10 protein-coding genes are annotated in these 12,812 nt (G+C 56.6%); 1 reads left to right on the forward strand and 9 read right to left on the reverse strand.

The window, feature by feature from the left end:
• Positions 1-23: 23 nt before the first annotated feature.
• From N7650_RS27375 to N7650_RS27410, 8 genes are all read right to left on the reverse strand, one after another.
• The gene (locus N7650_RS27375; protein WP_023124957.1) at positions 24-170 is read right to left on the reverse strand and encodes a hypothetical protein; all 147 of its coding nucleotides are present in this window, start codon (positions 168-170) and stop codon (positions 24-26) included.
• 118 nt (positions 171-288) lie between these two features.
• On the reverse strand, positions 289-1,488 hold the full coding sequence (locus N7650_RS27380; RefSeq protein ID WP_071534480.1) for a restriction endonuclease subunit S: 1,200 nt from the start codon (positions 1,486-1,488) through the stop codon (positions 289-291).
• Positions 1,485-3,068 carry a class I SAM-dependent DNA methyltransferase gene (locus tag N7650_RS27385; RefSeq protein ID WP_023124955.1) on the reverse strand — a complete coding sequence of 528 codons (1,584 nt, stop codon included), beginning with the start codon at positions 3,066-3,068 and terminating at the stop codon, positions 1,485-1,487. The genes N7650_RS27380 and N7650_RS27385 overlap by 4 nt, the downstream gene beginning before the upstream one ends.
• A 32-nt stretch (positions 3,069-3,100) precedes the next feature.
• A complete protein-coding gene (locus N7650_RS27390; RefSeq protein WP_279900855.1) occupies positions 3,101-6,484 on the reverse strand; it encodes a DEAD/DEAH box helicase family protein in 3,384 nt (1,127 codons plus the stop codon).
• 48 nt (positions 6,485-6,532) lie between these two features.
• Positions 6,533-8,014: a sigma 54-interacting transcriptional regulator gene (locus N7650_RS27395; RefSeq protein WP_033982783.1), complete on the reverse strand. Its 1,482-nt coding sequence runs from the start codon at positions 8,012-8,014 to the stop codon at positions 6,533-6,535.
• Positions 8,015-8,259: 245 nt separating this feature from the next.
• Complete coding sequence (locus N7650_RS27400) at positions 8,260-8,544, reverse strand: hypothetical protein (protein ID WP_033982776.1); 285 nt, start codon at positions 8,542-8,544, stop codon at positions 8,260-8,262.
• Between the two features lie 11 nt (positions 8,545-8,555).
• Entirely contained in the window at positions 8,556-9,716 is a 1,161-nt protein-coding gene (locus N7650_RS27405) for a site-specific integrase (RefSeq protein WP_033982774.1), read from the reverse strand.
• Complete coding sequence (locus tag N7650_RS27410; protein WP_003292744.1) at positions 9,709-9,942, reverse strand: hypothetical protein; 234 nt, start codon at positions 9,940-9,942, stop codon at positions 9,709-9,711. The genes N7650_RS27405 and N7650_RS27410 overlap by 8 nt, the downstream gene beginning before the upstream one ends.
• 147 nt (positions 9,943-10,089) lie before the next feature.
• Here N7650_RS27410 and N7650_RS27415 point away from each other — a divergent pair, with 147 nt between their 5' ends.
• The gene (locus tag N7650_RS27415; protein ID WP_003292745.1) at positions 10,090-10,302 is read left to right on the forward strand and encodes a helix-turn-helix transcriptional regulator; all 213 of its coding nucleotides are present in this window, start codon (positions 10,090-10,092) and stop codon (positions 10,300-10,302) included.
• Positions 10,303-10,320: 18 nt separating this feature from the next.
• Here N7650_RS27415 and N7650_RS27420 read toward each other — a convergent pair.
• Positions 10,321-12,812 (reverse strand): hypothetical protein (locus N7650_RS27420; RefSeq protein WP_279900859.1); only part of this gene is annotated, 2,492 nt, incomplete at its 5' end.

A 12,812-nucleotide genomic window follows, 5' to 3' on the forward strand; every position in this document is an offset into this window, starting at 1 on the left:
GAGAGACACACTGAGCGCCTTGTCTATTCAAGCGAGCCCGACCTCTCAAGGCTGGCCGATTTGCCATCGCCATGGCGACCGACGATGCCGGTCATGGCTTCGTCGATGGGAATAACGGTGGTGGCGCGGTAGCCGCGAAAATGGGTGAGTTTGACGGACTTAAGACGCATGGGGATTTCCTTATCTACAACTGGCCGGAGACAAATGTGACGGGATCACATTTGCACAGCCGCAGGCTGGGGCGAAGCCCCGAGCACAGGGATGTGCGAGTGAATGCTTTTGGGCTTTTCACAGTTCGCCCCAGAAGGCTTTTTGGCTTAGGGATGAAAAAAATTCAGCGCTAGCTGTAGGCTCAAATAGTTTTTCAGATAAATTTTTGTACTTTGAAAAAACATCCAGAAATTTCATTTGAGCAGATATCTCCGGGATCATTACTGGGAGATCTTTCTGCCTTGTAATACCCAGGTAAGCACGCGTCGACTGAATGCCCTCCTTCGCAAATAAGCTCTGAAAGAAGCCTGAATCAAAATACCCTTTAAGATATTCGGGCAACAGCCTTTCTTCGTTGACCCGGTAATACGTAGTTTGGGGGCTAAAAATGTAATCTTCGTATGTGTCATCTAGGACTGCAGTAAACCCCAACGACCCTTTGTGTGAAATAAGTACGTCTCTGGGCTTAGCAAAGCCGATACGAAGCTTATCCAGCCAAGAATGATCAAGGTAATAGCACTGATCAAAGAGAATTTTCCCTCTACGCACAACATTTGCGGTTACGAACGGAATACCACTTTCTGTGAAATCACTTACTTTTGGATGGTCATTACCATGGTTTCCATCCTGAACCTGAAGTATTACACCCGCTCGAATTAAGTCAGCGACTGATTTAACCTCCCACCCCTTCGGATTGGTCACCGGATCACCGAACATGTCCAGAAACACGGCGCGGAGGAAATCGTCGGCGAGCTGGATGGCTTGCTGGCGTTTGCGGCGGATGGCGTCGGCCTTGTCGAGGATGGCGGCGATGCGCTTTTGTTCGGGCAGAGGTGGGAGGGGGATTTCCAGCTCCTTGAGTTTGCTTGAGTTTACCCCAGGCTGAGCAGCACCTTCTGCCATCGCTGTAATTTGAAACCAGTACTGCGGAGATTTAAAAAAGTATGCCAAGTACTTTGAATCTACTTCATCCGTGGGGCGCACACGAATCAGGTACGATGCAAAAACTGAAGGCCTTGGTAAATTCCTGATTAAAAAGCTCTTACCCGTTGTCGCCCCAGTTCTAGCAAATACGATATCTCCGACCGAGAGCTCATTCTCTTTGAACTCTTTCTCCGAACATTCACAAGACGGTACGGTACTCCAATCGACAGCATCATCCTGCATGTCAGTGATACGAAGAAATCGAGGACCTTCATTATCTTCTTTGGCCGACGCAGTGAGACCATAATCAACTCTTTCGGCCACATCACCCAACTTCACCATCGGCCAACTCACAGCATCCCCTCCAGCTCATCCAGATCCGCCAGAATTTCCTGCTCCACCCCTTTTAGCCGTTGCAGAATCACCTTGGGGTCCTCGTACTGCTCCTGCTGGTACTCCACTTCCTTGTAGCGGTTGATGGAGAGGTCGTACTTGTTGGCGGCGATATCCTCAGCCGGAACGACAAAGGCCTTTTTGCGCTTGTCGCCGAACAGGGTATTGATGGTGCTGGCGCTGATATTGCCCTCGACCATCTGCCGGTATTTGTGCCACTGGGCGATGGCGTCGGGCAGGTCGTTGCTGGCTTCGCCTTTCAGCTCGGTGCGCTTGTCGTCCAGTGAGTAACCGTCGGCCTGCAAGTCATAGAACCACACACGCTCGGTGGTGCCACCCTTGGTGAAAATCAGGATGGCGGTGCTGACGCCGGCGTAGGGTTTGAACACACCACTGGGCAGGCTGACGATGCCTTCCAGCTGGTTGTTGTCGAGCAGCTCCTGGCGCAGTTGCTGGTGGGCCTTGGACGAGCCAAACAACACGCCGTCCGGCACGATCACCGCGGCGCGGCCACCGAGCTTGAGCGAGCGGAGGATATGGGCGACGAACAGCAGCTCGGTCTTTTTGGTTTTTACCAGGCCGAGCACGTCGGGGTTGGTGTTGGTTTCATCCAGGCTGCCTTTAAACGGCGGGTTGGCTAGCACCACGTCGAAGAAGTTCTGTTCCTGACGCGGGTAGTGCTCCTTGATGGATTTGCTCAGGGAGTCCTGGTAGCGGATGTTCGCGCCGTTCACGCCGTGCAGCATCATGTTCATGCTGGAGACGCGCAGCATGGTGGTGTCGAAGTCGAAGCCCCAGAACATCTGGCTGTTGATGTGCTGGCGGTAGGGTTCGAGCAGGTCGCCGGAGTAATGCAGGTTGCCGTCTTCGTCGGTGAAGGTGCCTTCGGGGCTTGAGTGCACGCGGTTGAGGTATTCCATGGTGCGGGCGAGAAAGCCTGCGGTGCCGCAGGACGGGTCGCAGATGACCTCGGTGGGCTGTGGGGCGATCAGCTCGATCATCGCGTCGATGATATGGCGCGGCGTGCGGAACTGGCCGTTGATACCGGCGGTGGTGAGCTTGCTCAGCAGGTATTCGTAGATATCGCCCTTTACGTCGCTCTGGGTCAGCGGCAGGTCGTTGACCATCTCCACAGCGGAGGTAAGCACGGACTCGTTCTTGATCTCCAGGTCGGCGTCCTGCATGTACTCGCTGATATGGCCAAGGCCTTCACGCTCGCCGCCCTCGCCTTCGGCGACGCCGAGTTGGGCGAAGAAGGGGTAGACCTTCTGCTTGAGGTGGCTGTGCAGCTCCTTGCCGCTCATGTTGCGGAAGTTCTTCCAGCGCAGCAGTTGGCCTTCCGGGGTATTGGGGAAGAGGCGGTCGAAGGGCTTGCCGGTGCGGTTGGCTTTGCGCTCGGCCACGTCTTCCTGCATGTCGAGCATGCGGGCGAACATCAGGTAGCTGATCTGCTCGATCACAGTCAGCGGGTTGGTGATGCCGCCAGTCCAGAATTTTTCCCAGAGTTTGTCGATGTCGTTGCGGATTTTGCCGGTGAGCATTCAGTCGTCTCGATCTGTAGGTTGGGCGGCCATCAGGCGGGTGCGCCGGGGTGGTCGGGGTTCTTCAAAAAAGGTTTGAGCACGGCCACCAGCTCGGTGACATCGGCGGGAGCGAACACGCCGTCGATGCCCTCGTGGGAGATGCTGGAAAACGGCGCGTCGTAGAGGGTTTCAATCACGATGCTGCCGTGCTGGGCGATGTAGTTTTTCAGCAGGTTCATAAAGCGCACCTGCTGGGCGGTGAGACTGGGATGGGCATGGAGGAACTGTTTGAAGTGTTCCTCGATGGCATGGGCATCCAGGCCGATGATTTCGCGCACGGTGAGGTGCAGTTGATCCGCTGTGCGACCGTAGAACTCGTTAAGCACCTCCAGGCTGACGCCGGGGTGGCTGGTGAGGATGGTCGAGGTCAGCGTCTTCAACTCGCTCTCGGCAATGGGCTCGCCCTTGTGGATTTTCTGCAGGGTCGGGTTGGCGGCAAGCATGCCGGCGAGAATGTCCTTGAGGCGGCGGCGGTAGATCATGGCCTCGCTGGCGCCAGTGATGTACACCGCGCGCTCGTCGCCCAGCAGGTTGCCATCCTTGGTTTTGGTGGTTCCTATGCCATCACCCGGCCCGGTGCCGGTCTGACGGTATTTCATGATGCCGCGCAGTTCCTGGCGGGCGTTTTCCAGCTTGTCGATGCCCGGCTGCAGCCAGAAGTCGGCACTACGTACTTCGGCGATCAGAGCATCCTTCTGGCGGACGGCCTGAATGTTGACGGCGAGCTTGTCCAGCTCGGCCAGCAGGGCAATTTTGCCGTCCTCGAAGCAACTTGCCTGCTCGACCAGGCAGCACTGAATACCGGCGATCAGCTTATCCAGCGCGGTGGCGTGTTTGTCGCGCAGCACGCGGGCGGACATCAGCGGGGCAATGGTGTTGGCCAGCAGGTGTTGGGTTTTGCCATCGAACTGCTGCAGCTGTTGGGTTTGCTGCAACTGGTGCACCGCGCGCAGCTCACGCTTTACCGCCACGCTGGTGTCGGGCAGGTCGTTGATGTCAGCCCTTAACAGCGCAATGGCGGCATCGAAGGCGGCGGCATGGTTGTGACGCAGGGCGGCCTGGGCCAGCGCCAGGCGGGCCTCGAAGGTGGTTTGCAGCAGGGATTTGCTGCCGGTGTCTTCTGGCTCCTGATACTCCTGCTCGAAGAAATCGAAGTTGCCATAGTGGTCGAAGATCAGAAACTCGGTTTTGTGTTTACCGGGGCCAAACAGGTTGGGGCGCAGGCGCGTGCCGCGGCCGATCATCTGCCAGAACTTGACCCAGGATTTGACCGGCTTGGCGAACACCAGGTTGACCACTTCCGGTACGTCGATGCCGGTGTCGAGCATGTCGACCGAGATGGCGATGCGGAAGTCGTTATCCGGCTTTTTGAATTCCTTGATCAGGGTGTCCACGTGCGGAATGGCGTTGTGGATGACCTTGCAGACCTTGGTGCCGTACTGCGGGTAGAGCTTGCAGAAGAGCTTTTCCAGGTGCTCGGCGTGGTCCTGACGCTGGGCGAAGACGATGGTTTTGCCCACCAGTGAGCCGGTTTCATCCTTGATGCCGTTGTTGATCAGGTTTTCCAGGATGATGCGGTCGGTGTCTTCGCTGAAGATTTTGCGACCGATGTCCTTGCCGGCGATGGTGGTGCGCTTGGCCTCTTCCTCGCCGAGGTCCTCTTCGAGCTGGCGCTTCTGCTCGTCGCTGAGGTCGTTGTAGTGGATGCCGTCGCGTAGGAAGTCGGTGGTGAGGTCCTTCACGCGGAATGGCACCAGATACGGCGGCTCATTATTGATGGCAGCATCGAGGCCGAACTCGAAAGTCGGGTCGGTGGTTTCGCAGTCGAAAATATCGAAGGTGTTGCGGCTGATGAACTTCACCGGCGTGGCGGTGAGGCCGACCTGCAGCGCGTCGAAGTAGTCGAACAGGTCGCGGTACTTGTTGTAGATGCTGCGGTGGCTTTCGTCGGCGATGATCAGGTCGAAGAAGCCCACATCAAGCTGGGCGAAGCGGTTTATCATGCCCGGGTAGGTGGCGATGTAGATGCGCGCGGTCTGGTCGACCTTGCCGGTTTCGCCGATCACACAGCGCGGCTCGCTGGGCAGGTTTTGCTTGAAGGCGTCATCGGCCTGCACGCGCAGCTCTTTGCGGTCGCAGAGGAACAGCACGCGTTTGGCCCAGCCGGTGCGCAGCAGCAATTCAGCCAGGGCGATGGCCACACGGGTTTTACCGGTGCCGGTGGCCTGGATGATCAGGGCTTTGCGGCGCTGCTGCTGGAAGTGCGCGGCGACAGTTTTGATCGCTTCGATCTGGTAGGGGCGGTCGGCGATGCTCAGCTCGGGGTTGTGTTTCTCCAGCGTGGGGACGCGATACTGGCGCTGATAGGCGAGGTATTCGAGGCTGTCCTTGCTGTAGATGCCGTATACCGGGCGATAGGTGTTGTACTGCTTGTCGTCCCAGATAAAGGTTTCGTAGCCGTTGCTGTAGAAAATCACCGGACGCTGCATGCCCATGCGCTCGAAGCCATCGGCGTACATGCGCGCCTGTTCGCGCCCGGCTTGCAGACTGACATTGCCAGACTTCTTCGCCTCGATCACGGCCAGTGGCTGGCCGTTGTCGCCCCATAGCACGTAATCCGCGCGGCCCTTGCCGGAGACGTTGCCGGGGAAATCGACTTCGACTTCCTGACCGACTTGTGCGGGGTTGCTGACATCCCAGCCGGCTTGCAGAAGCATGGCGTCGATCAGTAGTGCGCGGGTTTTGGCTTCATTCCACTGCAGGCTGTCGGCCACCTGCTGGCTCTGCTGCTGACGCTTTTGCTGGTCAGGCTTGGCAGGCGGGTCGACCTTGTCGAGGTGGCGGGTGCGCTCCTGCTCCAGCTTGTCCATCACGCTCTGCAGCGCTTCCTGCTGCTGGTTGAGTTCCTTCTCATAGCTGGAGACGGTTTTCTGCAGGCTGGCCAGCATCGCCGTTGGGTCTTTGACCTCGGCAAATGCGGGGATCGAAGCTTGCGCGATGCCGTAGTACTTGATGGCCATGTACATGGCCAGTTGGTAGGCGGTCTTCAGGGCCAGCTGGGCATTGCGCAAATCGCCCTCGGCACCGTGGGCGGTGTCGTTGCCCTGGATGCGCAGGAAGTTGATCTGGTGCACCAGCGGCTTGCTGACGCAATCAACAAACACCGGGTTTTTCACCAGGTCGTAGAAGCTCGACTGCGGCATACGCGGCAGCAGTTCTTCCTTGTAGATGGCTTTGGTCAGCTCTTCGGCAAAGCTGCGCATACGGGTGAGCGCGCTGCCCGGATCGATGTGCAGGACAGCCTCTGCAAGACCGGCGAGGTTGGCCAGCAGCTCGTTGCCGGGGCGGATGAACTCGAAGTTGACTGATTTCATAAAGGCGATTCTGTCCATGTCGGTCCTACAGCGAGGACCGTGCCAGTTTTAATCGATGCCGTATTTTTCCATCCAGTTGCTCAGCGTTTGCTGGCTTTTGAGGCCTAGCAGGCTGGCCGCCCGGGTCTTGTTATTGCCGGTAAGCGTCAGCGCTTTACGCAGATAATGCCCTGCTACCTCAGCAATTACCTGTTGTAGATCAATACCTTGGGTAACATCCATGGCCAATACATCAGCCTGCGCTTGCGGCAGCTTGAACAGTGCCTGCTCGATATCGTGGGCAGTAATCAAATCACCCTGACACCAGAGCGCTGCGCGCAACAAGGTGGATTGCAGCTCACGAACGTTGCCCCGCCAGGGATACTGAAGGATAAGATTTTTTGCTTCTGCGGAAATTTTCTTATCGCCGAGACTGGTGTCCTGGCTGGCAATACCTGCCAGCAGCGCTTCGGACAGCAACAGCAGATCCCCTTCGCGCTCTCTAAGCGGCGGCAGGTGCAGTACGCCCACAGCAATGCGGTAGAACAGGTCTTCGCGGAAGCACCCCTGGGCGACTTCCTGCATCAGGTTGCGGTGGGTGGCGGTAATCAGCCGCACATCGACCTTGAATTCCTGGCTGGAGCCGACTGGGGTGAAGGTGCCTTCCTGCAGGACACGCAGCAGTCGCACCTGCACATCCGGCGTCAGCTCACCGAACTCATCCAGAAACAGCGTGCCGCCATGGGCCTGTTGGAACACTCCGGGCCGATCGGCAATCGCTCCGGTGAATGCGCCCTTCTTGTGGCCAAACAGGGTGGAGTCGATCAGCTCCGGCACAATGGCCCCGCAGTTCACCGCCACAAAGGGCGCAACAGAACGTGGGCCGGCATTGTGAATGGCGCGGGCAAACAACTCTTTGCCGGTACCGGTTTCACCGTAAATCAGTACTGGGACCTGCTTCGTCGCGAGTATCTGCGCCTGCGCCTTGAGTGTCAGCATGCGCTCGCTCTGCGTCACGATGCTGTCGAAGGCTGCATCCACAGGGGCATCCAGCCCGGCGAGCTGAACCAGCTTGTCGGTGCTGATGGCATTGGCCGCTGGTACATACTCAGCCGCGATCTCGAAAGGCACTTCGACCTGCTGAACGCCTTGCTCAAGTGAGGACTGGTAGAAAGTCGCCGGGTATCGCGTTTTGCCCAGCAGAATCCACACCGCTTGCATGGCCGGGGTGCCGGGGCTGAGCAGAATGGAGAGCTGGTTTGCGGGAGTATTGAGGCGCTTTAAATGCTGACTGGCGGCCTGGTAGATCTCCCCGAAATGAACGGGGGAAGACAAGGTCACGTAATGCGCGGTGACGGGTACATCGACCTGCTGGCGGAGCCAGTCCAGATAGGGTTCAACGCGCTCGGCGGGGTATGAGCAAATCAGCTCGACACAATCAAAGGACACCGTGCTCAGGGTCGCCAGGATCGGGCCTGCCTCAGCACCTGCAACTGCCTTTAGATCATTCCCGCCAACCCAACTGGCCAATACGCGTTGCTTGTTTACCACTGTCCCTGTTCTCCCGGCCTCCCTCTTGCCCATCAGCGGGCAGGAGAAAATGTGCTCTGGCTCACGTCCGGATAGTAAACCAATCCTTCAACCCGGGTCTTTAACTGCCTGACTGGATGTTCAAGTTGAGCTGTGACCGGCAGGGGGGGCGGTAACCCAACCCAAACGAAGATTGGCGAATGAATGGAACAGTCTCGCCACTGCCAGGGTACAACAATGAAGGGGCCTTTCGGCCCCTTTCGAACTTAGTTACCCAACAGGCTCTCAAGCTTCTCGATCAGATAGTCCAGCGGACTGCGACCCTCCAGGCGCTTCTCGAAAACTTCGTTGCGGTGGTAGGCGACCCAGGTTTCGAGGGCATGCCGATTATCCTTCTCGTAGCCGGAGCCGAGGATGCAAATAAGCTCGGTGCCATGGGGGTTCTCAAGGTAGTGACTCATGGCTGAAGCCAGATGCTTGAGATACTTATGCTCGCGAGCCTCCATCGATGGATACAGAGGGGTTACGTTGTCACGTTTGATCAGTTTCATGGTGGAACTCCTCAGGCCTTGAGATTGGCTTTGATTAGGTTGTCGAAGGCACTGCCATCACGCCGCGTCAGGTTGGGGACATAGCGCGAATAGACACGGAACAGCATCTCGGTGGTGGTGTGTCCCATCTGCCGGGCGATCCACTCCGGGTTTTCACCAGCCGCCAGCCAGAGGGTCGCGGCTGTATGGCGGGATTGGTAAGGACGCCGCCTGCGCAAACCCAGGTGTCGCAGCAGCGGGTACCAAACCCGGTCGTTGATGTTGCGGTATGCGTGCGGCGTACCTTCGCGGGTGCAGAAGACGAACTGGCCGCTGCCGGTTTTCTCCCGCTGGCCGAGGAGCGCCTGGTAAACCGGCTCGGACATATCGATCTCACGCTGTGAGCCGTCGTTCTTGGTGTAGTCGAGCTTGCCGCCCACCCAAGTTTCACGGATCAGAATCTGCCGCCGCTGAAAGTCGACATACTTCCATTGCAGACCATCAACTTCGGCCGTCCGCATGCCTGTGAAAAAGCGCACGGTGTAGTAGTTGCGGAAGTCCTCACGCACTGTGCTGAGGATCTGCAGCACCTCATCCAAGGTGAAGGGTTCCACGTCTGTCTTGGGGACTTTCAGTGATTTGATGTTGAGATATGGCGAGGTAAACTCGAAGCGGTCAGCTGCCTCACTAAGGATCATGCGCAATGGCGTCATGATGTGGTTGATTCGCGTCGCTGTCAGACTCTGACCTTTCTGCCCGGGGACTTTGCCGAGTGCCGAGCGGAATGACAGAAGTTCTGCTTTGGTGATGGCGCTGACCTCTTTTTTGCCGAACTCAGGCAGCAAATGCTTATCAAGGGTAAGGCGCACGGTTTTGGCGTGCGTATCACGCCACTCGACCCTCATCTCCTCAAACCACAATTCGGCAAAATCCTTGAACAGTGGTGTTTTCAGCGATGCACAGCCAGCCTGCAGCCGACTGATCTCTTGCACTTTGCTGCTTTGAGGGAAGTAGGTGGCGTAGTCGAAGCAGCCGAGGGTGATTTCCGCCTCTATGCGCTCAAGGATCTTCTCCAGCTTTTTCCGGTTAGCAGGCGTATCAGGCAACGTGGTCTGCTCGCGGCAGCGCTGATCCAGGTAGGTGAAGTCAAAGAACAACTTTTCGTTGTCGGCACGGGCACGAATCTTACCCATGGCAGATGCCTCCACCAGCCATCGGAACCAGCCCAGAAGCCCGCGAGAATTTCTGCATGTCTTCTTCGACGGCCTCCCAGATGAAAAGGATCTTGCGGCCGCCAAAGGGACGGAAGTAGTGAATTCCTTCGAGCAGGACTGAATCTTTCAAACGATTACGGATGGTGCGCGCGTCGTACTTCATGCGCGTGGCCAGTTCCTCGGTAGTCAGGTATGTGTGAGACATGGTTATGCCCTCTCTGCTAAATTGAACGACAGCGGATTCTTATGAGCTTCTGAGTCCTCATAATGATCTCCTGCAGATCAATATAACGCTCATTTTGAGCTTTGCAAGGACAAAATGATCTTCTGCAGATCATTTTTGGAGATTGTGATGGTCAAGTGCCATTTGTCTCGCTTACTGGGCGAGCGGAAACTGAAGATCAGTGACGTGGTCAGGGACACCGGGATCAACCGCGGAACCCTCACGCGGCTCTATCACGAGACCGCGCAGAGGGTGGAGCTCAAGGACCTGGAAACGATCTGCCAGTACCTGAACTGCCAGGTGGGGGATTTGCTGGAATTGCAGGATGATCCGGAGGGCTGAATGCCCTCCGGGACTTGGTCAGGCACGGAAATGCCAGTCGATGGAGGCCATCAGCATCAGGTAGCGCAAGGCGGCGCCGGAGTGATGGTTCTGCTCCTGAGCAGTGGGCTTGGCACCTGGCAAACGCAGCATCACTCGAATGCCTATGTGACTGTTCTGGCTGCTTCGATTCTCCGGGACTTGTTCAATGATCCTCAAACGAGGTTTTCCCAGAACCGTGCGCCAACGACTTTTGGTTTGCCTGGGCGTGCGTTCATCGTAAATGATGAACTCAATATCAGCCCAAGGGACGCCCAGCTCAGATAACAGCCACAGGTACTCACGAGCACTCTGATCATCCCTACCGGGGTAGAAGCGCAGTGTCGTCTCGCTCGCCCAGCAGCGTTCCACGAAATCGTCCAGCACTCGACCAGCTTTGGCTTTATGCCGGCTGCTTAGCAGGCGATAGAGCTGATCCGCATAGGCCACCACCCCGGCCAGACCTCCGTGTTTAGGCGGTCTTGGGACAAGCTCAATTCTATGATCTGAGTCAGAAATTGCTGGACTCTGCAGGCGATGCTTGCCGAGGTGGCTAATGTACCTCGCCCGTTCCAGCATGGCCGACCGATCAGCTTCGGTAAACTCAACCCAGTCCATGTTGACCGACTGCCCCGATGCCTCCGCGTATGCCTCATAGGAGAGCATGGATGAGATTTCATTCATTCTCGTCAGTGCCCATCCACCCTCACTCGTCTGATGGGAAATCAGCGGACGCTTAATTTTTCCTTGGTTGCTGCGCCTATAGACCCGCATACGGCCGATGATTCTCCGCATGTGCCGAATCTCTGCATGCAGGCCTGGCGCAGGTAGGTCGTCCGGCTTGTTTGGCAAACTGACCTGGGCAATTTTCGCGATGACATGGCCAGGCGGCCAAAATTCAGGATTCCACTGCCAGCACAGCGCTGATAACCATGGCATGCAATGGATGTAGTGGAGCAGGGATATTTTGGGACTCGCATGCCCGAGCACAGCGCTGGTGATATGGATCACACGTCGAGTGGCGGACTCCGGGGAGTGAAGAAAGGCTCGATTGAACCGTTCTGTGTCCAGCAGCCATTTCATGGTTTGCGGATGCTCACCGAACAGCAACCCAGCCTCCTGACTAATACCGAATGCTGACGCGGCTAACTTAAACGTCAACCACGTCGCGGCCGAATGCCTCAGGTGGTGATAGTGCATATCGCTGCACCCAGTCACCCGGCGTAGTGCGTCATGAATAGCTGGCATCAGTGTTGACTCAGATACCCATCGAGTCTGGAATTCCGGGATACAGAACAAGAATTCCGAATATGGACTCTTCAGCTCTTCGTCATCACGTAGCTGGGCCAGGCGCTCAATGAGCTGCAACTCATCTGGCTCAAGCAACACGTGAAGTTGCAGCGTCCGTGTCGAGTTGCGTGTTTTTAACGCGCGCTGAGCATGTGGTCGAATAAGCAAGTTGATCGGTCGCTCAAGAACAGTAAATCGCTCAGGCGATAGCCGCTTGAGGTTCTGATGTCGACGCCTTACTGCAGCGGCTCGCGCATCAGGCAGCGAAGGCAATTGCAGGTCTCGACGCAGCAATTTCAGCGCCTCATTGCGGCGCAATCCCAGACGAAATCCGAAGATCATCATGGCTTGAGCAACGATGGCGAGACGTGGTGAGCGCAGGCTCAAAGGGCCTGTGGCTAAGTCCCGGAGGACCAGACGATATTGGTCCTCATTGAGGATCTGAGCATCGACGAACTGAGGTGTTTTCCCAATGCCCAGCGTGCTATAGGGGCTGATTGGCGGATACGCAAAAGTTTTCTGCAGGTGACCATGAAACTCCAACAATCCCCTGGCGAGATTCCTCCTCATAGACGAGGTGGGCTGAGCCTCTAGCATCAGCTCATAGAGCTCCTCAAGCGCATCCGGCGAAACTTCCAAGATCGAGTCGGCACAGAGCAGATTGTCCAAACCTACACCGACATCCCGAACATAGTTGGCAACTGTTTTGGGCTGTAACATGTTGCCGTAAAACGAGCGGCCGTGAAGCAGGAATGCCGCCCAGCCATTAATCAAAGCTTCAAGCGTCTGAGGTGGAGATAGATTCTCGACTGGTGAAATTTGCCGCTTGCGGACTTTTCGGCACAACACAGTCAACCATTCGGGAACATTTTGTCGGGGCCTGCGAAACCGGTGCTTTTTCCGTTTCTGCTTCTCTTCGCTACTTGGTACCGGTGCACTACCGTTCAAATGCTGCCAAGAGTCCGACAAAACAGAATGCGACACAAAGTTGGATCTTGTAGCATAATTTATTGACAACTGTGGCAACTGTGTTTGACGCTCAATACGCAGCAACTCAAACACTCGTTCTAGAGAGGCTGGCTGGTTATCAGGGCAAATTTCTCCTTTGGCCAGCGCCGCTTGAATACACTTTAACTTCCCGCCCTTTCGATCCAAGTAAGACCGGTTCTCGGCTAGATCTGCAGCGCAGCGCGACAGAAGCG

Origin of the sequence: Pseudomonas sp. GD04058, from assembly GCF_029836855.1 — a bacterium.
GTDB lineage: Bacteria > Pseudomonadota > Gammaproteobacteria > Pseudomonadales > Pseudomonadaceae > Aquipseudomonas > Aquipseudomonas bharatica.

Bases quoted from the DNA above. Each gene is read 5' to 3' on its own strand.
- N7650_RS27410 (WP_003292744.1), bottom strand. From the start codon at position 9,942: ATGTCTCACACATACCTGACTACCGAGGAACTGGCCACGCGCATGAAG.
- N7650_RS27415 (WP_003292745.1), top strand. From the start codon at position 10,090: ATGGTCAAGTGCCATTTGTCTCGCTTACTGGGCGAGCGGAAACTGAAG.
- N7650_RS27375 (WP_023124957.1), bottom strand. From the start codon at position 170: ATGCGTCTTAAGTCCGTCAAACTCACCCATTTTCGCGGCTACCGCGCC.
- N7650_RS27405 (WP_033982774.1), bottom strand. From the start codon at position 9,716: ATGGGTAAGATTCGTGCCCGTGCCGACAACGAAAAGTTGTTCTTTGAC.
- N7650_RS27390 (WP_279900855.1), bottom strand. From the start codon at position 6,484: ATGAAATCAGTCAACTTCGAGTTCATCCGCCCCGGCAACGAGCTGCTG.
- N7650_RS27385 (WP_023124955.1), bottom strand. From the start codon at position 3,068: ATGCTCACCGGCAAAATCCGCAACGACATCGACAAACTCTGGGAAAAA.
- N7650_RS27400 (WP_033982776.1), bottom strand. From the start codon at position 8,544: ATGAAACTGATCAAACGTGACAACGTAACCCCTCTGTATCCATCGATG.